18 protein-coding genes are annotated in these 22,229 nt (G+C 44.0%); 13 read left to right on the forward strand and 5 right to left on the reverse strand.

Translation table 11 applies throughout. From position 1 onward, the window contains the following. Nucleotides 1-51: 51 nt before the first annotated feature. Both nusA and rimP read right to left on the reverse strand, forming a co-directional pair. Nucleotides 52-1,287: a transcription termination factor NusA gene (gene nusA / locus IC612_RS03385; RefSeq protein ID WP_194738766.1), complete on the reverse strand. Its 1,236-nt coding sequence runs from the start codon at nt 1,285-1,287 to the stop codon at nt 52-54. A gap of 51 nt (nt 1,288-1,338) precedes the next feature. Further along, nucleotides 1,339-1,806 carry a ribosome assembly cofactor RimP gene (rimP, locus tag IC612_RS03390; protein ID WP_194738767.1) on the reverse strand — a complete coding sequence of 156 codons (468 nt, stop codon included), beginning with the start codon at nt 1,804-1,806 and terminating at the stop codon, nt 1,339-1,341. Nucleotides 1,807-2,016: 210 nt separating this feature from the next. On the opposite strand from rimP, the gene IC612_RS03395 reads away from it, so the two are divergent. From IC612_RS03395 to IC612_RS03415, 5 genes are all read left to right on the forward strand, one after another. Next, nucleotides 2,017-3,327, forward strand: a complete 1,311-nt coding sequence (locus IC612_RS03395; protein WP_194738768.1) for a UDP-glucose dehydrogenase family protein — start codon at nt 2,017-2,019, stop codon at nt 3,325-3,327. Nucleotides 3,328-3,345: 18 nt separating this feature from the next. Continuing rightward, complete coding sequence (locus IC612_RS03400; RefSeq protein WP_194738769.1) at nt 3,346-4,026, forward strand: carbonic anhydrase; 681 nt, start codon at nt 3,346-3,348, stop codon at nt 4,024-4,026. Nucleotides 4,027-4,157: 131 nt separating this feature from the next. Further along, entirely contained in the window at nt 4,158-4,439 is a 282-nt protein-coding gene (locus IC612_RS03405) for a hypothetical protein (RefSeq protein WP_228512851.1), read from the forward strand. 122 nt (nt 4,440-4,561) lie between these two features. Next, complete coding sequence (locus IC612_RS03410) at nt 4,562-6,169, forward strand: SulP family inorganic anion transporter (protein WP_194738770.1); 1,608 nt, start codon at nt 4,562-4,564, stop codon at nt 6,167-6,169. Nucleotides 6,170-6,209: 40 nt separating this feature from the next. Beyond that, nucleotides 6,210-6,845 carry a carbonic anhydrase gene (locus IC612_RS03415; RefSeq protein ID WP_194738771.1) on the forward strand — a complete coding sequence of 212 codons (636 nt, stop codon included), beginning with the start codon at nt 6,210-6,212 and terminating at the stop codon, nt 6,843-6,845. A 152-nt stretch (nt 6,846-6,997) separates the two neighbouring features. Here the strand turns inward: IC612_RS03415 and pth are convergent, their stop codons facing one another. Both pth and mfd read right to left on the reverse strand, forming a co-directional pair. After that, nucleotides 6,998-7,561 carry an aminoacyl-tRNA hydrolase gene (gene pth, locus IC612_RS03420; RefSeq protein ID WP_194738772.1) on the reverse strand — a complete coding sequence of 188 codons (564 nt, stop codon included), beginning with the start codon at nt 7,559-7,561 and terminating at the stop codon, nt 6,998-7,000. Between the two features lie 21 nt (nt 7,562-7,582). Continuing rightward, nucleotides 7,583-10,942 carry a transcription-repair coupling factor gene (gene mfd, locus IC612_RS03425; protein WP_194738773.1) on the reverse strand — a complete coding sequence of 1,120 codons (3,360 nt, stop codon included), beginning with the start codon at nt 10,940-10,942 and terminating at the stop codon, nt 7,583-7,585. Nucleotides 10,943-11,058: 116 nt separating this feature from the next. Between mfd and IC612_RS03430 the strand changes: the two genes are divergently transcribed. Then, nucleotides 11,059-12,561, forward strand: coding sequence for a GH3 auxin-responsive promoter family protein (locus IC612_RS03430; protein WP_194738774.1), 1,503 nt, complete (start codon nt 11,059-11,061; stop codon nt 12,559-12,561). Here the strand turns inward: IC612_RS03430 and IC612_RS03435 are convergent. Further along, on the reverse strand, nt 12,558-12,896 hold the full coding sequence (locus IC612_RS03435) for a DMT family transporter (protein ID WP_194738775.1): 339 nt from the start codon (nt 12,894-12,896) through the stop codon (nt 12,558-12,560). The genes IC612_RS03430 and IC612_RS03435 overlap by 4 nt on opposite strands. A 37-nt stretch (nt 12,897-12,933) precedes the next feature. On the opposite strand from IC612_RS03435, the gene IC612_RS03440 reads away from it, so the two are divergent. The 7 genes from IC612_RS03440 (at nt 12,934) to IC612_RS03470 (ending at nt 22,228) form a co-directional block, all read left to right on the forward strand. Next, nucleotides 12,934-14,169, forward strand: coding sequence for an MFS transporter (locus tag IC612_RS03440; protein ID WP_194738776.1), 1,236 nt, complete (start codon nt 12,934-12,936; stop codon nt 14,167-14,169). A 118-nt stretch (nt 14,170-14,287) separates the two neighbouring features. Continuing rightward, the gene (dnaB, locus tag IC612_RS03445) at nt 14,288-15,889 is read left to right on the forward strand and encodes a replicative DNA helicase (RefSeq protein ID WP_194738777.1); all 1,602 of its coding nucleotides are present in this window, start codon (nt 14,288-14,290) and stop codon (nt 15,887-15,889) included. Between the two features lie 9 nt (nt 15,890-15,898). Beyond that, nucleotides 15,899-16,375, forward strand: a complete 477-nt coding sequence (rnhA, locus tag IC612_RS03450; RefSeq protein ID WP_194738778.1) for a ribonuclease HI — start codon at nt 15,899-15,901, stop codon at nt 16,373-16,375. A gap of 40 nt (nt 16,376-16,415) precedes the next feature. Next, entirely contained in the window at nt 16,416-17,051 is a 636-nt protein-coding gene (locus tag IC612_RS03455) for an NAD(P)H-dependent oxidoreductase (RefSeq protein WP_194738779.1), read from the forward strand. 17 nt (nt 17,052-17,068) lie between these two features. Next, complete coding sequence (nadB, locus tag IC612_RS03460) at nt 17,069-18,661, forward strand: L-aspartate oxidase (protein ID WP_194738780.1); 1,593 nt, start codon at nt 17,069-17,071, stop codon at nt 18,659-18,661. A gap of 14 nt (nt 18,662-18,675) precedes the next feature. Beyond that, complete coding sequence (gene nadC / locus IC612_RS03465) at nt 18,676-19,545, forward strand: carboxylating nicotinate-nucleotide diphosphorylase (RefSeq protein ID WP_194738781.1); 870 nt, start codon at nt 18,676-18,678, stop codon at nt 19,543-19,545. Nucleotides 19,546-19,753: 208 nt separating this feature from the next. Beyond that, a complete protein-coding gene (locus IC612_RS03470; protein WP_194738782.1) occupies nt 19,754-22,228 on the forward strand; it encodes a TonB-dependent receptor in 2,475 nt (824 codons plus the stop codon). Nucleotide 22,229 lies beyond the last annotated feature (1 nt).

Below are 22,229 nucleotides of genomic sequence, written 5' to 3' on the forward strand. Positions count from 1 at the left end.
ACTTTTAACTTTTTATTTTTTTGTTCTGTGATCTGGCCTGGGCTGTATTAATTAATCTTCAAACTCTTCTTTAAGAATCTGTTTCACCTCATCAATAGTTTCCTCCTCCAAATCGGTCATATTAAGTAGGCTCTCCGTATCTTTATCCAACACACTCTTTGCTGTTAAGAGTCCTACTTTCTTAAATTCATTAAGAATCCACTGCTCAATATCGTCAGAGAATTCATCCAATTCTACATCGTCTTCTTCTACGGTCTCTCTATAGACGTCTATTTCGAAATCGGTTAACCACGAAGCGAGTCGTATATTTTGTCCCTGCTTCCCTATCACCTTTGAAATTTCTTCCACCGGCGTGTAGACCATTGCATAGGCCTGCTCGGGCTTGATTTCAATCTTATTTATAGTAACATTGCCCAGGGCTCTTTTTACCATGATCTCAGGATTTTTTGACCACTGGATAACGTCTATATTCTCATTGCGAAGCTCACGTACCACACCGTGAATCCTACTTCCCTTCACTCCTACACAAGCTCCAACAGGATCTATCCTGTCGTCATACGCATCCACCGCAATCTTAGCTTTCTCACCCGGTATACGTACTACTTTTTTCAATATGATCGTGCCATCTTGGATTTCCGGAATTTCAAGCTCAAGAAGCTTCTCCAAAAATTTAGGCGCCGTTCTGGAAACAATAATTTGCGGTTTAGAACCTTTAAAGTCTACACTTTCCACGATAGCTCGTACATTCTCTCCTTTCTTGAAAAAGTCGGAAGGAATTTGATTCTCTTTAGGAAGAATAAACTCATTACCTTCATCATCCAGCAAAATTACATGTTTGTGGCGTATGTGGTGTACCTCACCTACCACAATTTCTCCTATTCGGTCCCGGAACTGCTCATAAAGCAGAGCATTGTTGTGCTCCTGCAACTTAGTGGCCAGAATCTGCTTCAAAGTTAAGATATTTCTCCTACCTAACTGCGCAACCGGAATTTCCATCGTATAGTCTTCACCAACCTCAAAGGTGGGATCAATCTTTTTGGCCTCGGAAATCTCAATTTCTAAATCATCGTCTTCAGACATTCCATCTTCGACAATAGTTTTATTTAGGAAAATTTGAAAATCACCCTTGTCCGGGTTTACAATCACATCAAAGTGATCATCGGAATCGTATCTCTTTCTAAGAAGTGTCTTTAACGAGTCCTCTATGATGGCCATCAGGTCGATCTTACTAATACTCTTCTCGTCCTTAAAGTCACCAAACGCTTCGATTAAAGCTATATTGTCCATTATCTTTTGGTTTATATTTTATAATTACTCTAGGGAAGTTCCACTACCCTACTAAAACTTAACCACTACCGTGGCCTTCTTTATTTCACTGTATCTGATTTCGAGTGTTTCCTCAACATCAACTTTTCCTTTTCCCACTTCCTTTGGCTTTCTGTAGCGAAGCAGTAGCGCAATACCCTCATCGCTAACTGCCTGAAGCTCCCCTTCAATTTCCTTATCGTCTTGAAGAAGTACCTTCAAATCACGACCAATATTTTTCTTGAATTGTCGCGGCATGGTGAGTGGTTCACTTAGCCCTGCGGACATGACCTGTAAACTGAAATCATGAGCCTCCCGATCCATGTTAAATTCCACAGCACGGCTAGCATCCAAACAATCTTGAAGCGTCACTCCTTGGTCGCCATCCAATACTACAGTCACATCATCTGCAGCAGATATTTTCAAATCCAATAGAAAAAGATCGGTTCTTTGGGAGAGAAACTCCTCTAAAAGCGCAGTTATTTTTTCTTTAAATTCCATAGGTATACGGTCTTATTCGGGAAGGATACGAAAAAAGGCTTTCTTTTCGAAGGCCTTTTCATCTGTTCCGTATTTCCGTTGCAAAGATAATAAATTTATAGCATATTGCAAAACCCGCCTCTAATGGCAACCTATTGTAGTATATGCTATAGGTATAAACATACCATTCAATAGTATTTTTTCTAAATTTGTAGCAAAATTTTGCGGTAAATGAAAATTACTATTGTGGGCACTGGCTATGTAGGACTGGTTACTGGAACTACTCTTGCAGAACTAGGAAATGAAGTGTATTGCGTAGACGTAGACCAGGAAAAAGTGCGTCTTATGACCGAAGGCACGGTACCAATTTATGAGCCTAACCTCGAAGAAATGTTTCTTCGCAACATCCAGGCCCAACGACTTTTCTTTACCACAGACCTGCAAATGGCCTTAAAACAAAGTGAGGTCGTGTTTTTGGCTCTTCCCACGCCTCCAGGAGAAGACGGTTCCGCGGACCTCACTTATGTACTAGGAGTAGCGGAACAGATTGGAAGCCTGATGGATTCCTACAAGATAGTAGTCAATAAATCCACCGTACCGGTAGGTACTGCAGATAAGGTTCGCAGTGTAATAGCCGGCAAGACCAATATCGAGTTTGATGTGGTATCCAATCCAGAGTTTCTCCGGGAAGGGTTCGCTGTGGAGGATTCGATGAATCCAGCCCGGATTGTGGTCGGTTGTGGCTCTGAGCGCGCCCGTTCCATTATGTCGGAGATTTACCGACCGTTTACCAACACCGGAATCCCCATTATCTTCATGGATGAGAAATCGTCCGAACTAACAAAATATGCCGCAAACTCGTTCCTTGCTGTAAAGATCACTTTTATGAATGAAATAGCGAATTACTGTGAGATGGTTGGCGCAGATGTAGATATGGTTCGGCTAGGTATGGGCAGTGACGATAGGATCGGACACCGATTTCTTTTCCCAGGCATAGGATACGGCGGAAGTTGCTTCCCGAAAGACGTAAAGGCACTCATTGAATCCGGGCACCAAAGCGGGTTTGACTTTCAAATCCTTAAGGCCACTGAAAAGGTGAACAAGGTGCAGAAAACCATATTGGTGGACGAAATTGAAAAGTTCCTTGGCACTCTGCAAGGAAAAAAAATCGCAGTGTGGGGCCTAGCATTCAAGGCCAATACAGACGATATCCGTGAGGCATCTTCGCTAGACAACATTAGAATGCTCCTGGATAGGGGCGCTAGTGTAACGGCTTATGATTTAGTGGCAGAGAGCAATGTGAGAAAAATTCTTGGAGACCAGATCTCGTATGCCCCAAGCATGTACGAAGCCATTGAAAACGCAGACGCACTTCTAATCGCCACGGAATGGCCGGAATTCAAGAACCCCAATTTTGGCATCATGGCACAGCGCTTAAAGAATAAGGCCATCTTTGACGGAAGAAATATGTTCTCGCTGGATCTTGCGCGACAACATGGCTTTTATTACAACAGCATAGGTCGCACCACCGTTGGTGGGTAACCCTTTAAACCACAGACAATGAGCAGAAACTACGAGACCATTTTTGAAAACAACAGAAGTTGGATTCAGGAGAAACTAGGTGACGACCCTGACTTTTTCCGTAAATTGGAAGCAGGTCAGAATCCGGAATATCTGTACATTGGATGCAGTGATTCCAGAGCCACTGCCGAAGAGCTCATGGGACTGAGGCCTGGAGAAGTTTTTGTACATCGGAATATCGCCAATGTGGTAAACGCGCTCGATATGAGTTCCACAGCAGTTATTCAATACGCGGTACAACATCTGCAAGTCAAGCATATCATAATCTGCGGACATTATGGATGTGGAGGCGTAAAAGCCGCTATGACTCCCCAAGACATGGGACTACTTAATCCGTGGCTTCGTAACATCCGAGATGTATACAGAATACACCAAACACAGCTCGATGCCATTGCAGACGAAGCACTGCGATACAACCGCCTAGTAGAACTCAATGTACAGGAGCAGTGTATCAATGTGATTAAAATGGCTTGCGTTCAGCAGCGCTATATCGTGGATCAATACCCCATCGTACACGGATGGGTTTTTGATATGGGCACGGGAAAGCTCATTGATCTGAATATTGATTTTGAAGAAATCCTCCACGGCATCCAAAAAGTGTATGATTTGACCGATTCAGATTGGGTAATGAGTCGCAAGAAAAACAAGAATCTTCTTTGATTATAGATTTTGAATATTAATTTTAGTTAATATTAAGATTAAATCTATAATCACTTGCGCATTATTTAGTCTATTATTATATTTGCAACTGTTTTATTTTTAGATTGAAGCAATTTACCTACATAGCAGTTTTGGCAATTTTTGTCAATTTCATGGCTCTTCCTTCGGTGGGAGTGCTGCTCGGATTTGACGTTCCTACAACCAATGTAGTGAGCTCAGAAGAAGAAACCCATTCTTCAAATTTCACATTGTTTGAAAAAACGCTTCCTGGCACCATTAGTGTACACGACTTCATCAAATTTTTCGCAGAGCGCTCTCTCAACCAACTGAGCACTATCTATTCAGAGGACTTTCACCTCTCTCCTCTTCTTACTATATTTTCTCCTCCTCCAGAGGATTTGATTTTTTCATAACTCCGCTCTCTGAACCCTTTCGCATAAGCAATCTTGCCACTGGTTCAGATATTTCACTAAAGTACCACTGTGCTGTGGCATAGCCACTTGTTTCGGTCGCAGCTATTAACTACTTCATAAAAATGAAAAAATCAAATTTTAACCTTGGAGGGATTAAACAGAATGTCCCTTCCGGAGTTGTCGTCTTTCTTGTCGCACTCCCACTTTGTCTAGGAATCGCCCTTGCTTCTGGCGCTCCTCCACTTTCTGGTATTATTGCGGGAATCGTCGGAGGTATTGTAATTGGAAGCCTCTCCAACTCCCATATTTCGGTTTCCGGCCCTGCCGCAGGTCTGGCTGCCATAGTATTAAGCGCCATTACTGAATTGGGCGCATTTGAAATATTCCTGTGCGCAGGAGTAATTGCTGGAGTTTTGCAGCTCCTCTTAGGATTCATGAAGGCCGGAAGTATTTCCAACTATTTCCCTAACAGTGTTATTGAAGGGATGCTTGCCGGGATTGGAGTAATCATCATATTAAAACAGATTCCTTATGCCCTGGGCTACGAAGGTTCATCCTTTAGCAGCGAAAGAGTATTTGAGAGTGGCTATAGCATTGAGAGTATCTGGTTGTATATTCAAAGTATCTTCGACTCTATTCATCCGGGTGCCGTTCTCATAACTCTGATTTCCCTAGCAATCCTTTTGGCATGGGATAAAATTCCTGCATTAAAGAAACTAAAGATGTTACCTGGGGCACTTGTAGCGGTTATTGCCGGTATTGCTCTAAATGCACTCTTTCTCTCTACGGGAAGTAGCCTGGCTATAGAAAGCAAACACCTGGTAAATTTACCCGTACCACAATCCTTGGGGGATTTTGCAGGACTTCTGACACTTCCCGACTTCTCGGGATTCCTCAACCCTCAGGTGTGGGTTGTGGGCGCCACAATTGCAGTGGTAGCTTCCATTGAAACGTTACTTTGTATTGAAGCATCAGACCGCCTCGACAAGCAAAGACGCCTTACAGACACCAACAATGAGCTGCGTGCGCAAGGTATTGGAAACCTAGTTAGTTCCTTTATTGGCGGGCTACCCATTACCTCTGTAGTGGTGCGCAGTTCTGCAAATGCCAATTCAGGGGCCACACATAAATCCTCTACGATTATGCACGGAATATTACTTCTGATTTGTGTGCTGGCCATACCCTTTCTATTAAACATGATCCCACTGGCAACGCTTGCTGCAGTTTTACTGTTGGTAGGTTACAAGCTTGCCAGCCCTGAAAAAATTAAGAATTTCCTGAAGAAAGGCAAGTTTCAGTACATTCCTTTCCTAGCTACTATTTTAGCAGTAGTATTTACGGATCTACTAACGGGAGTGGCTATAGGAATGGCCATTGCAATCTTTTTCATCTTACAGGGCAACATGAAACGTGCGTACTACTTTAGCAGGGAGGAGCTTCAGGACGCGGACGAGATCACTTTAAAACTTGCCGAAGAAGTTTCCTTTCTTAATAAGGCAGCAATTAAGAAAACCTTAAAAAACATCCAACCTAATTCCAAGGTGACCATTGATGCGAAGGGAACTTCCTATATCACTGCCGACGTGATTGAGCTTATTCAAGATTTTGCAAACATTCGTGCCAGGGAAGAACAGATCCAAGTGCAGCTTATAGGTTTTAAGACCAATTACAGTCAATACGAGCACGACCAACACTCACATATCACGATCGACCATAGAAGATCAATGTAAATTATTATTTTTAAAACGATTTTTCAATTATATATAACTTATGAAAGCACATACATCAGAAACCCAAGCCACTATAACACCTGAAAAAGCACTGGAATTCCTCAAGGAAGGAAATAAGCGCTTTGTAGGAAACCTAAAAGTAAACCGCAATCTACTGGAGCAAGTTAATGATACGCGGCAAGGCCAATGGCCCTTTGCCGTGATTCTAAGCTGCATTGATTCCCGTACCTCTGCCGAACTTATCTTCGACCAGGGACTTGGAGATATTTTTAGCATCCGTATTGCAGGAAACTTTGTGAATCAGGACATCTTGGGATCCATGGAATTTGGTTGCAACGTAGCAGGCTCAAAACTTGTGGTTGTTCTCGGCCACAGCAAATGCGGAGCTCTGAAAGGCGGCTTGGATGCACCCAAGATAGAAGGCCTGGGGATGGACAACCTAAATCATCTAATCTACCATTTTCAACCTTGTATTGACAAGATCATTAAAGAGGGTGAAGAGCGCAGCTCCACCAATGAGGATCTGCTTGAAAGACTTAATATCTGCAACATTGAAAAAACCATGGACGATATCCGTCACCAAAGCTCTACTCTTAGAACTTTGGAAGAGGAGGGGAAAATCAAGATCGTGGGTGCTAATTACTGCGTGGAAAGTGGCGAGGTAACCTGGCTATAGATTTCTTTAGAACCTTGAAGAATAATAAACTGCTCTCAAATGGATTTGGGAGCAGTTTTGCTTCGTAAAGAAAGACTGGAAAGAATGCCAGCCTTATGCCTCACGTCTACGGTACAGAATCCTTTTCAGTTCAAAACAGAGCAGTATTTTACTTACTTTCCGTTAAAAGCACTCATGGTATTTGCAATCCCAGCAAATACAAAACTAAGTGAAGCCTTAGCGGCCATTTCGATGCGCTCGCTAAGGCTTTCCTTCTCTTTATCATTCCATTCACCAAGTACATAATCCACCTGGGTACCTTCTGCAAAATCGGCTGATATTCCAAACCGAAGCCGCGGATAAAGTTGTGTCCCTAGCTCCTGCGCAATACTTTTAAGCCCGTTATGACCGGCATCACTACCTTTGGCCTTCATTCTAAGTGTTCCAAAGGGAAGAGCGAGATCGTCGGTGAGTACAAGCACATTTGAAAGGGGGATTTTTTCTTTTTCCATCCAATATTTCACTGCTTTACCCGAGAGGTTCATATAGGTATCGGGTTTAAGAATAAGGACTTTTCGACCCTTGTACTTTCCCTCTGCCATCCACCCAAAATTGGTGGATTTGAAAGGAGCTTCAAGAGAGCTAGCCATTTGCTCGGCAATTTTAAATCCAATATTGTGGCGGGTTTGGGCATATTCATCCCCTTTATTTCCCAGTCCTATTATCAGGTATTTCATAAAGTATTTACTATGGCATTATTAGTAGGATGCACGAATGTTCATCAGTAGTTGGGTAAGCTCTGCAACACTCTGCACATTATCCTTACGTATCAACAACTGGCTTCCATCCTTGCTGTGCTTCTCTTTGAGTTTAGCCTCGGTAGGATTTGCGCTAAGATAATGTAACATCTTATGAAACTTATCACTTGCGTAGAAACGGTCCTGTGGATTAGAAGGGAAGTACCCCAGGAATACCCCGGCTTTAAGTACGAGTTTATCAAAACCAACCTCTTGGGCAAGCCACTTTAACTCTACAGACTTAAGTAAGTCTTCCGCCTGCATAGGCATCCGTCCAAAACGGTCCTTTAGTTCTTCGGCAAAGCTTGCTAGCTCCCCCGGTCCTTTCAAGTCAGCCAGGCGCTGGTAAAGCACCAGTCGCTCTTCGGTACTTTGAACATAATCGTCCGGAAGCATCAGTTCCAGGTCCGTATCTATGTTTACATCGCGACGGGTTTGGATAAGTTTTTGTCTTTGTTCTTCGTTCTCAAATAAATTTTCGAATTCCTCCGTGTTCTGAAGTTCTTCAAGAGCTTCCTGCATTATTTTCTGATAGGTTTCAAAGCCCATTTCGTTAATAAAGCCACTTTGCTCGGCGCCAAGTAGATCGCCCGCTCCACGGATTTCCAAATCCTTCATCGCAATGTGAAAACCAGAACCTAAATCGGAAAACTGCTCTATAGCCTCCAGACGTTTTCTGGCATCGCTGGAAATAAGTTCATAGGAAGGAGTAATTAGGTAACAAAAGGCTTTACGGTTAGAGCGACCTACTCGTCCACGCATCTGATGCAGATCGGCCATACCGAAACGCTGCGCATCGTTTATGAATATGGTATTGGCGTTTGGAACATCTACACCACTTTCCACAATAGTGGTAGAAACCAGAACATCGTATTTCCCTTCCATAAAATCCAACACATTAGTCTCAAGTTGCTTTCCTTCCATCTGTCCGTGACCGGTAACCACACGAGCCTGGGGCACCAGCCTTTGGATCAGACCGGCTATTTCCTTGAGATTTTCAATGCGGTTATTAATAAAGTAAACCTGACCATCACGCTGTAGTTCGTAAGACACAGCATCGCGGATAAGTTCCTCATCAAAACCCACCACATGCGTTTCCACCGGCTGGCGATTAGGTGGTGGCGTCTTAATAACCGAAAGGTCTCTTGCGGCCATCAAAGAGAATTGCAACGTCCTAGGAATGGGCGTAGCTGTCAGAGTTAAGGTGTCAATATTGCTCTTTAAGGTCTTTAACTTGTCTTTTACATTAACGCCAAATTTATGTTCCTCATCTATGATAAGTAATCCAAGGTCCTTAAAGACAATGTCCTTGCTTACTAATTGATGTGTTCCAATCACAATATCGATGGTCCCCTCTTTCAGGCCTTCCTTTGTTTGCGCCTTTTGCTTGGCGGAACGGAATCGGTTAAGGAAACTTACTGTAACGGGAAATTCTTTCAAACGTTCCGAGAAGCTACGATAGTGCTGGAATGCTAAGATGGTTGTAGGAACAAGTACTGCTACCTGCTTACCATCGGTAGCTGCTTTGAATGCTGCCCGAATGGCTACTTCGGTTTTACCAAATCCCACATCCCCACATACAAGGCGGTCCATAACCAGTGGGGATTCCATGTCTTTTTTCACATCGGCAGTTGCCGATTCCTGATCCGGTGTATCCTCATAAAGGAAACTGGCCTCAAGCTCCTGCTGTAAGTAGGAATCCGGTGTAAAGGCAAACCCCTTAGCTGATTTTCGTTCTGCATAGAGCTTAATTAAATCAAAAGCCATTTGCTTGACCTTGGCCTTGGTCTTCTGTTTGAGGGATCTCCAGGCCGGAGACCCAAGTTTGCTTAGAACTATTTCCCTGCCTTCCGGACCGGTATATTTAGAAATCTTATGCAATGAATGCACACTAACATACAACAAGTCCTGGTTTTTATAGACCAGTTTGAAGCATTCCTGAATGCGACCGTTATTGTTGATCTTGACCAGACCCATGAATTTACCTACGCCATGATCAATGTGCGTGATGAAATCACCGATCTTTAACGAAGTTAGATCCTTTAATGTAAGTTGCTCACTCTTGGCAAAGGAATTCTTTGCCTTGTAGCGCTGGTAGCGGTCAAAGATTTGATGGTCGGTGTATACCGAAACTTTTAGTTCAGTATCCACAAAGCCTTCATGTAGATCCGATTTAAAGCTGAAGAAATGGTCCCCTACCGCAATTTCCTTTAGAATTTCCTCCAGACGTTGCTTTTGCTTTTCAGAAGAAAAGGAAATCCAACACGAATAGCCTAGCGTATTTTTCTGTTGGAGATCCTGCGCAAGCATTTCAAAATTCTTGTGAAAGGAGGGCTGGGGAGTCTGGTGCAGCTGCAGATTGTAAAAATCCTTTAGAGGTGAAGCTGTGAAATCAACAATTTTAAAGTATTTCATCCCAGAAAGAAAAAGCTGGTGGTCCATAAAAAGATCCTCAGGCTTGGAGTGGGAAAGTTCCTTAGAAAGCTTCTGATAATTTTCCTGGGCACGATCGTAAAATTGCTCCATTTTGTGCAAACCCAGCAACCCACTGGTACTGACCACTAATGTTCTCTCAGGCAAGAGATCCGTAAAGGGCACCTTCTGGGAAGTAGTTGCGGCGGTGATATTGGATACCAATGTGAAGGAATCCACCTTCTCATGCGAAAGCTGGCTTTCTATATCAAATGTACGGATGCTCTCAATCTCGCTACCAAAAAAACTGATGCGGTAGGGATGCTCATTCGAATAGGAAAATACGTCGATTATTCCTCCACGAACTGAAAATTCTCCAGGCTCGGAGACGAAATCCGTTTGTTTGAAATGGTAGTGCGTGAGAAGCTCGTCCACGAAGTCAAAGTCCAGACTTGCCCCCTGGGAGATAGTGTGTGAAATGGCGCCTAAATCTTCCTTCTTCAGAACCCTCTCACTCATTGCGATATACGGGGCTACCACCACTAAAGGTTCTTTTAGACTGCTTAAGCGGTTAAGGACTTCGGTACGCAGTACAATGTCTGCATTTTGAACGCTTTCTAGTTGGTAGGGATCCAGGTGTGAGGATGGAAAATACAACACTTTGTCCTCTCCGAGCATTTGTTCTAATTCCGCAGTAGCGTAAAGCGCTTTCTCCTTGTCGTCGATTAGGTAAAGAACGGTGCTTTTCTCTATTAAAAAATATTCCGCTACCCATATGCTCGGAAAGGAACCGGCAGCTCCTCGTACCGCTACTAGGGACTGTGAATCCAATGTACTAAAAATGGTCTTCCCCATCTGGTACTTTAGAAATTGGGGCAACAGACTTGTCTTTATTTCGGGTAATGGCATAGAAGTATATATAAATACCCGTACGATTTCAGGAATTGCCTGAAATCGTAAGGAATGCAAAGTTAATCAATTTGAAAAAAAACTAAGGAAGCAGTGAATTTTATTAAATTTGCTTTATGTTGAGATTTCTTAAAAAGCAGGCCGCGCTAGTATGGGCAAAGCTCCATGTCAAGGCTGCGCAAAAATACAAGGATAATGCACCGAAAGATCAGGAGAGGCTACTAAAGGAGTTAATTTCCAAAGCAGAGAAGACGCTTTTTGGAAGGACACACCAATTTGAACAGATCCGCAGTATTAAGGATTTTCAGAAGAGGGTACCCCTTTACGATTACGAAGCATTACGCCCCTACATCGAGAAAGTAAAACGGGGGCAGAGCCATATCCTGTGGCCCGGACAGCCCCAGTACTTTGCAAAAACCTCAGGAACTACCTCGGGGTCTAAATACATCCCAATTTCTCATGAAGCCATGCCCTATCAGTTGGGTGCAGCCCAAAGTGCAATATTTCACTATATCGCCAAAAAAGGCAATGCCGATTTTGTAAATGGAAAAATGATTTTCCTGCAAGGCAGCCCCCACCTTGACGAAGAGTACGGCATTCTGACCGGACGCCTTTCAGGAATTGTCGCACACCACATCCCCTCCTACCTTCAAAAAAACCGGCTTCCCAGTCTTGCTACCAACACCATTGAAGACTGGGAACAAAAAGTGGATGCCATAGTAGAGGAAACGGAGACCCAGGACATGACCCTTATCTCGGGAATCCCGCCGTGGCTGATCATGTATTTTGAAAAACTCACGGAAAAGCATGGAAAGAAAATCACTCACCTCTTTCCTAATTTGCAGCTCCTTATTACAGGGGGCGTGAATTACGAACCCTACCGCGAAAAAATGGAAGAACTACTTGGAAAACCTGTAGACACGATCCAAACGTTCCCCGCAAGTGAGGGTTTTTTCGCCTTTCAGGACGATTACACCAAACCAGGACTGCAGCTTCTTACCAACCATGGAATATTTTATGAATTCATTCCTTTAGAAAGCTATGGGAAACCCGATGCTCCACGCCTAAGCCTAGCAGAGGTGGAACTGGAGAAAGATTACGCCCTTATTCTTTCCACCAATTCAGGACTGTGGGCATATTCAATCGGTGATGTGGTACGCTTTATTTCTTTGAGCCCCTACCGTATTGTGGTGTCCGGCCGTACCAAACACTACACTTCGGCCTTTGGAGAACATGTCATTGCCTACGAAGTGGAGGAGTCCATGAAAGCCACGGCAGAGAAATTTAATGCACAGATCAGTGAATACCACTTGGCACCTCAAGTAAGCCCCGCTGAAGGACTTCCGTACCATCAGTGGTTTGTAGAGTTTGAGCGGGAGCCCTCGGACTTGGATGCATTCTCTACGGAGCTCGACAAACAGCTTCGCAGTCGCAACAGTTACTACGATGACTTGGTAAAAGGGCATGTACTCAGACCTTTGGTACTCACGAGCCTCCAACGTAATGCTTTTATAGAGATGGCAAAATCGCAGGGCAAGCTGGGAGGACAGAATAAGCTCCCACGACTTTCCAATGATAGAAAAATTGCAGAGCAACTCGAACCCTACACAATTCCTTAGTTACTCACTATCTTAAGACCTACTACCGAGGCAATTAATGTGAAAACAAAGAACATCCTCCAAAAAGTGACCGTCTCGGAAAACACGAATATCCCTGCCAATACACCCCCAACAGCTCCGATTCCGGTCCACACTGCGTAAGCGGTTCCAATCGGGATGGGATGTGCGCCCCAGGAGATGGATTTGTACATTAAAAACATGGAGATGAAGAGACTCACCACAAATCCACCCCACCAATAAAGGCTCTCCCTGCCAAAGGTTTCCTGTGCTTTGCCCAGACATGTGGCAAACGCAGTCTCAAAAAGACCTGCTACTATAAGAATAATCCAGTTCATTGGGCAAAAATAATTAAAAATAGTTTCTTCCATCCGTATGTCCTCCTCCCCCATTCTAACCTTACGCATAAGCGAATTTCGCCACCTGATAACCGGTCGGTTTATACTCATACTTTCCTTTCGGATGCTTGCAACCGTTTTGGGCTGGTGGATCTACGATCTGACCGGCGATCCTTTTGCTATTGGTCTTATTGGCTTATCCGAAGTAGTTCCTGCAGTGAGTTCGGCCCTCTACGCAGGGCACATAATTGACCACCGGGAAAAAAAGAAACTTTTGCTGCTTTGCAACTACGCCTATGTACTGCTTATAGGGATCTTAACATACACCGCGCTTTTTGGCGGAAGCCGTCACGGCTTAAGCGCCACAGAGATCAGCTATGTACTTTATGGAATCGTATTCTTCACTGGATTTTGTAGGGCTTTCTTGGGACCGCTTCTTCCCGCCATGATACCGAAAATTGTAGGGGCAAAGCTTTTACCTGCTGCCATTACAGTAAACCAGGCAACTTTCCTTTCGGCATCCGTACTTGGTCATGCCTTGGGCGGATTTTGCATCCATTGGATGGGCGTAAGCGGTACACTGTGCCTGGTGGTAGCGCTCATGGTCTTGGCATCGCTTTTCTTCTGGACACTCGGCAGTCACCCGTCCAGCAACATTAAAGGCAGTTTAAAAATATCCCAAAGTATCCGTGAGGGACTTTCCTATATTTACCGCACCAAGGAAATTCTCGGCGCACTGCTTCTAGACATGTTCGCCGTCTTATTTGGAGGGGCCGTAGCATTGATCCCGGTTTTTGCACGCGACATATTAAAAGTAGGCCCAGAAGGATTCGGTATTCTCAATGCGGCAGCTGATTTGGGTGCCGCAGTTGTCATAATTACATTAAGTTTCATTCCGCTACGAAGAAATCAAGGTAAGATACTCCTTGTTGCAGTGGCCGGATTTGGCCTATGCATTATCGGATTCGGTCTCTCTAAATGGTATTGGCTTTCCTTTGCCTTACTGATGCTCAGTGGCATGTTTGATGGAATTTCCGTAGTGATACGCGGCACCATCGTGCAGCTTAAAACCCCGGAGCACATTCGGGGCCGTGTCCTTAGCGTGAATTCCATCTTTATTATGTCTTCCAACGAATTAGGTCAATTTGAGAGTGGCCTTGCAGCTAGGTTACTAGGCGTAGTACACTCGGTGGTCGTCGGGGGTTCACTCACACTGCTTATTGCACTTACGGTCGGAAAAACCGTTCCGAAGCTAAGACGTCTAGAGTATTAACGCACACGGATATTTACCAACATACAAACAATCACATAATCAATTGCTTACAGGCAAAAAACCCACCATTGTGAATTAATTAATTTAAATCAAATGGCAAAAAAACTATCTTTGTCCCATGGCACAAAAGGAAACCCTATCTTCTTTAATTCACGGCAATTTTGCTAAAGAGCTTTCTATTTCCGAAGGCAAAATGCCTCCTAATGCAATTGAATTTGAAAAACTCGTCATAGGAACCTTTTTAATCGATAAGAAGGGGATGGACTATACGATAGACCTTCTTACGCCCGATGTGTTTTACGACCCCAGACACCAACTTATATTTATAGCAATCCTCAGGCTTTATGAGAACAACCACCCGGTCGATCTCATGACGGTAATTCAAGAACTAAAAAGAGAGGAAAAACTCTCTCAGGCAGGAGGAGACCACTATATCATAGAGCTCACTTTGGGAGTTAGCTCCTCGGCACATATTGAATACCATGTGCGGATCATACTGGAGAAGTTCATACTGCGCAGTCTCATTAATGTCTCTGCTAATGTAATAGACCAGTCGTATAAAGAGTCCACGGATGTTTTCGAACTACTGGACAAGGCCGAACAGAGTTTTTTTGAAATTACCAACGGAACTATCAAGAAAGGGTTCGATACGGCTAACTCGCTCGTTAAACAGGCTGTGGAATCTATCAAATCCCTCCGCGATAAAGAAGGGCTCTCGGGGATACCCTCAGGATTCACAGCAATGGACAAGGAAACAGGAGGCTGGCAGAACTCTGACCTTATCATTATTGCAGCAAGACCTGCGATGGGTAAAACCGCATTCCTGCTCTCGATGGCCCGCAATATTGCAGTAGGGCACAAAATTCCACTGGCCCTATTCTCCTTGGAGATGGCCTCCGTACAGCTTATCACTAGAATGATCTCCTCGGAGACTGGAATTTCGTCTGAAAAACTTCGGAAAGGACAGATGAGTGATGAAGAATGGCAACGGCTCTTTAGAAACGTTTCGGAACTTGAAAACGCCCCGCTGTTCATCGATGAAACGCCTTCACTATCTGTCTTTGATTTTCGCGCTAAATGTAGAAGACTGGTAATGCAGCACGGTGTGAAAATCATCATGGTGGATTACCTACAACTTATGACGGCTAACAGCGGGGGGAAGCAAAATGGTAACCGTGAACAGGAAATTGCCATGATTTCACGCTCCCTAAAAGCAATTGCCAAAGAATTAAATGTGCCGGTCATTGCACTATCCCAGCTCTCCCGTAGCGTGGAATCTCGCCCCAATAAAAGACCGCAACTTTCAGACCTCAGGGAATCGGGTGCCATTGAGCAGGATGCCGATATTGTTTCGTTCATTTTTCGTCCGGAATACTACAAGATTTCTACATGGGACAACGATCCTGATGGAGAGGAAACCTCCACGGAAAACCAAGCTGAAATTATCATCGCCAAACACCGTAACGGTGCTACTGCAGATGTGCGCCTCTCCTTTATTAAAAATTTAGGAAAATTCACGGACTTGGACCTTTTTGCAAGCCACGACCTGAGCACATACCCCGCAGCGGGCTTCTCTCAGCAGGATGCCCCTAGTGGTTTTCAGCGCCTCCAAGGGGAGACCGACCTAAATTCCGCTTTTGGTCCTCCAGTGATGCCTTCGGGCGTTACGGGCAGCTCTATGAACGATCTTGACGATGACGATGAATCGATGCCCTTTTAATTTTTAGTTTTGCGGATTGACATCTATACAGACGGTGCGTGCAGCGGGAATCCAGGTAAAGGGGGTCTAGGGATTCTCATGCAGGTTAAGGAAAAAAACTATTCAAAACAGTTTTCCCAAGGATTTGCTCTAACTACCAATAACCGCATGGAACTTCTGGCCGTAATTACCGCCCTGGAACAGATTACCAGTACAGGACACGAAGTGCATATCCACACCGATAGTAAGTACGTCTCAGATGCAATCAATCAAAAATGGCTTCAAGGCTGGGTGAAAAGAGCTTTTAAGAATGTAAAGAACCCGGATTTATGGAAAAGACTCTTGCCGCTTTTAGAAAAACACAAGCCAAATTTTCACTGGATAAAGGGACATGCAGGACATAAAGAAAATGAAATTTGCGACAGGCTTGCAGTCCAGGCAGCCGCAAATCAGAATCTTGAGCGTGATATGTATTTCGAACAGATGCAGGGGCAAGGCCTTTTTTAGCAGTCTCTTAAATGCCTCAAGAATTATGTAACTTCGCTTCATGGATTATATTCACGCCTTAAAAAAACGGTATTCCGTAAAAAAGTTTGGACCAGAGTTGCTTGATGAGGAAAAAATAAATTCCATACTGGAAGCAGCAAGACTTTCTGCAAGCTCTATGGGGCTTCAACCCTACCGCATTTATCTGGCTAGTAAAGCCCGTACTCCTGAACTGCTCACAAAACTATCCGGAGCTTTCTATAACCCCTCACAGGTTCTAACCTGTTCCCATTTATTCATTCTCTGTGCAAAGAAGCAGGTGGAACCCCACTATATAGACGGGTACTTTAAACACATTGAGAGTGTGCGCAATGTAACGCCACAAAGCCTGGAGGGGTTCAGAAAAAACATTGGGGACTTTAAAAACTCCTTCTCCGAGGAAGCGCTCTTTCACTGGACTCAAAAGCAGGCGTATATTGCCTTGGGGCATTTACTGGTAGCAGCAGCACTCGAAGGCATTGACTCCTGTCCCCTGGAAGGGTTTGATGGGGAAAAACTCAGCGCGCTGATGCCCGTAAACCCCAAGGCGGAATTCCCTTGTGTGGCGTTGGCTCTAGGTGTCCGCGCACAGGAAGACACCTTTCAAAATTTGAAGAAGGTTCGTAAACCATTGGAAAAGCTTGTAAAATACCTTTAGCGATAAACTGCAGGATTATGATAGAGACAGATGTACTAGTGATCGGTTCGGGAATTTCCGGACTATCCTATGCCATAAAAATTGCACAGGAACTTCCACAGACTAAAATAACTATCGTCACCAAGGCGGACGAAGACGAAAGCAACACGAAATACGCCCAAGGTGGACTGGCAGTTGTCACCGATTTCGATCAAGACAATTTCGAAAAACACATCGCCGACACCATGCGCGCTGGCGACGGCGAGAATAAAATGGAAATAGTGGAAATGGTGATAAGGGAAGGTCCCGCACGGTTTAAAGAACTAGTAGAATGGGGAACTCATTTTGACCGAAGCCAAACAGGAAACTATAAATTGGGTCGGGAAGGAGGCCACACAGAAAACCGAATCGTGCACCACAAAGATATTACCGGGTTTGAGATCGAACGTGCACTGCTAGAAACCGCCAACTCTCTACCCACAATTGAGATTTTGGACTACCATTACGTAGTGGACCTTATTACACAGCACCAAATAAGCGGCCGCAAGTTAGACTTGGAACATATCACCTGCTACGGCGCCTATGTACTAGACCAAAAGACAAGCAAAATCAAGCGCATCCGCTCTAAAATTACCATGGTAGCCACCGGGGGTGCGGGGCATGTCTATAAAAACACTACCAATCCTTCGATTGCTACAGGAGACGGAATTGCTTTTGTGCATAGGGCACGTGGGAAAGTCTCTAATATGCAGTACTACCAGTTCCACCCTACCGCACTTTATTCCAAACATGAAGGTATGCTATTTCTTATCTCGGAGGCCGTGCGAGGAGACGGAGCTAAACTGCGCACCAAGGATGGAAAACCTTTCATGCACAAATACGACCCGCGTGAAGAATTGGCATCTAGAGATATCGTTGCAAGGGCTATTGACAATGAACTAATCACCTCCGGTGACAGTTACGTGGGACTCGATTGCCGGCATATGGACCGGCAGAAGTTCATAGAGCATTTCCCTAACATCTACCAAAAATGCCTAGACGAAGGCATCGATCCCTTCAAGCAATTGATCCCCGTCGTGCCTGCATGCCATTATCTGATGGGAGGAATTGATATTGATAAGAACGGACAAAGTTCCATTGAGCATCTTTTCGCGTGCGGGGAATGCACCAACTCCGGCTTGCATGGGGCCAACCGCCTTGCCTCCAATTCTCTCTTGGAAGGCTTGGTGTTCGGACACAATGCGGCTATGCGTTCGGTAGAACTTCTCAAGGAAGATGCGTTCAACTATAAAGACCTGGAACTAATTCCGGAGTGGAATCAAGAAGGGATGAAGGTCATTGACGAAATGGTAATCATTAGTTACCTTAGAAAGCAACTTCAGGAACTTATGAGTGATTTTGTGTCTATCGTTAGAAGCAATGCGAGGCTCCAGCTGGCAAAAGAAAAGCAGCGGGACATATATCTTGCCGTTACCGAACTGTACAATTTCGCTATTTTATCCCCACAACTTTCCGAACTAAGAAACTTGGTCAACGTTTCCTATCTTATTATAAAACACTCCCTGGAAATGACACAAAATAAAGGATCCTTCTACAATAAAGATCTGGCAAAAAAACCATTAATTCCTTAAAAACAAAAGACTACATGCAAAGACCTTCCTATATCACTGAAGAAAATCTTAATTTTTTCATTAAAACAGCTTTGGAGGAAGACCTTCAGGACGGAGACCACTCTACGCTTTCTACTATTCCCAATAACCTACAGCAGTCGGCCCAATGCATAATAAAGCAGGACTGTATCCTGGCCGGAGTGGAACTTGCTCAAATTATATTTCAAATTTTTGATTCCACCTTAAGGGTAGAACTACTTAAAAAGGATGGAGACAGCGCAAAGAAAGGGGATATAGCATTTATAGTTCATGGCAGTGCCCGGTCCATTCTGCAAACCGAGCGCCTTGTTTTGAATTGCATGCAACGTATGTCGGGTATAGCCACCCTCACGCACGATTGGGATGCGCGCTTGGTAGGTACCAAGACGAAACTTCTGGATACGAGAAAGACTACACCTAATTTTCGCCTTTGTGAAAAATGGGCCGTGGCAATAGGTGGAGGAACCAACCACCGCTTTGGACTATATGACATGATCATGCTTAAGGACAACCACATCGATTTCAATGGCAGTATCTCCAAGGCAGTAGCTATGGCCAGGAACTACTTAGAAGAGCAAAAGAAAAACCTACTGATTGAAGTCGAAACCCGAAACCTGGACGAGGTGAAAGAGGCTCTAGAGGCCGGAGCAGACCGCATTATGCTCGACAACATGTCGCTGGAGCAAATGCGCCAGGCAGTAACTCTCATTGGTGGAAAGACCCAGACAGAAGCCTCCGGAGGTATTACCCGGGCGATGCTCAAGGACGTGGCAGCCACAGGCGTCGACTATATCTCTGCCGGAGCACTTACACATTCTGCGCAAAACATTGATATCAGCTTAAAAGCAATAAAAGCGAAATTGTGAGATAGATAAAATAAAGCCCCTTTTCGCTTTTTTTTGGTAATTGAAAAATTAAACACACTTAGCCAATATTAGTTATAATGAATTGCATACCAATTATTTAACAGCTAATATTAACAAAACATTAAATATTAACACATTGTTAATGTATGATATAATATTTAATAGTATTTTTGCAACGTGAAAAATTAATTTCTAATTAAAAACCATTATGAATTTTAATCCATTCAAGAAATCAATGCTTGCTACAGTAGTTACTTTTTCTACTGCGAGTTTTTATTTTGCTCAGACAACAGACACAGTGAGCAAAGAAAGAGACATTGAGCAAGTCGTACTAACAGGTGTTGCGGATATCGCTAGAGACCGTAAGACACCAGTAGCAGTTTCTACTATTAGAGAAGCTGTTATCGTTGAGAGACTTGGTAACCAAGAATTCCCAGAAATTCTTAACACGACTCCATCCGTTTATGCAACTAAATCCGGTGGAGGTTTTGGAGACTCAAGAATCAACGTAAGAGGGTTTGATCAAAGAAACACTGCGGTGATGATCAACGGTGTACCAGTGAACGACATGGAGAATGGAGCAGTATACTGGTCCAACTGGGCTGGTCTTTCTGATGTAACATCTGCCATGCAGGTACAAAGAGGTCTTGGTTCGTCCAAGCTCGCTATTGCTTCTGTGGGAGGTACCATCAACGTACTAACTAGATCAGCTGACAAGAAAAAACAAGGAAATGTGATGGTAAGTGTTGGTAACGACGGATACCACAAAACACTATTTTCTTACAACACAGGTAAATACGAATCTGGATGGTCGTCTTCCTTCCTAATGAGTAGAACAGCAGGTTCTATGTATGCCGATGGAACAGAATTTGAAGGGTACAACTACTATTTTGCTCTAGGATACAACCCTAATCAGAAGCACGATTTCCAGTTTACCATTACAGGAGCTCCACAGTGGCACCACCAGCGTGCATTCCAGTCACGCATTTCTGATCACATCAAATACGGCGGAACTGAAGAAGAACCGAACAGAAAATACAACCAGAACTGGGGGTATTTAAATGGTGAAGAGTACTCCATGGCGAGAAACTACTACCACAAACCGGTAATGTCCCTAAATTGGGATTGGAAGTTCACCGACATGACCAAGTTAAGCACCGTAGCCTATGCTTCTTTTGGTAGAGGTGGTGGTTCTGGTGACGCAGGCCGTATCAACGGAACTTTCTACAACAGACTACCAAGAACTGCAGACGGTTTAGTTCGTTACGACGACATCGTAAAATGGAACCAAGGTGGTATTGTAGCGGATTTCGGAGCAGTGAACGCCACTCCAGGCATCGCTTCTTCAAGCAACGGTATTATCAGAAGAGCTTCAATCAACTCACACAACTGGTTAGGTTTAATTACAAGCCTTAACCACAAGTTCAATGACTATTTGAGCGCTTCAGTGGGTCTTGACGGTAGAACTTATACAGGTATGCACTACAGAGTAGTGTCTGACCTACTTGGAAACCAGTCTTATACAGACACCTCCAATATAAACAACCGTCCAAACATTATTAAAAACACCTTCGATGCTAACCCAAGCTGGAATCCATTCGGTGGTAAGACCAACGATATCAAAGATCAGATGGCGTATAGCAATGACGGAATCGTAAATTGGCTAGGTGCATTCGGACAGTTGGAATACAGCAAAGACGCGTTATCTGCTTTCGTTCAGGGATCCGTTTCCAACCAGGCATTCCAAAGAATTGACTACATGCTTTACGCTCCTGCAGAACAGGAAAGTGAAAAAGTAGACCTAGTAGGATTCAACGTGAAAGGGGGTGCAAACTACAACATTAACGAGAACCATAACGTATTTGCAAACGCAGGGTACTACGAAAGACAACCTTTCTTTGGTGCGGTATTCTTAAATAACAGAAACGACGTAAATCCAGGTCTTACCAACGAGAAAATTACTTCTTATGAATTAGGATATGGATTCCGTTCTGCTATCTTCAATGCAAACGTGAACCTATACAACACCGTTTGGGATGATATCTACAGAAGAATCACTTCCCGTGTGGACGGTCAGACTTTTGTAGCTAACGTACTTGGAATTAAAGAAGTACACCGCGGTGTGGAACTAGACTTCAACGTTAGACCAGCCACCTTCGTTACAGTTAACGGTATGCTATCTGTAGGAGACTGGTTCTACGAAGGAAGCCCAACAGCATCTTTCATCGATGACCAAACCAATGAAGTAGTCGCTACGCAAACGCTTTATCTTGACGGATTGAAAGTTGGGGATGCGGCACAATTAACTGCAGCACTAGGAGCAGACTTCAGAATCAACAAGTACTTCAACTTCGACGCTCAGTACAGATATGCGGACAACCTTTATTCTGCATTCGAGCCTCAGAACAGAACTACTAACGACGGTGCGACAGCAGTAAAACTACCTTCTTACGGTCTAGTGGATCTTGGAGCTACACTAAAGTATGACTTTGCTAACAATCAGGGTCTTAAGTTCAGAGTAAACGTAAACAACTTGTTTGATACTACGTATATCGCTGAATCCAGAACGAATATTGCAGCAGATTCTAACCCGGCCAACAACTGGAACGGAGTAAACAAAAACAACGAAGTATTCTTTGGTTTCGGAAGAACCTGGAATGCCTCTGTGGCATACACTTTCTAAT

Source organism: Planobacterium oryzisoli, assembly GCF_015354315.1.
GTDB classification, from domain to species: domain Bacteria; phylum Bacteroidota; class Bacteroidia; order Flavobacteriales; family Weeksellaceae; genus Planobacterium_A; species Planobacterium_A oryzisoli.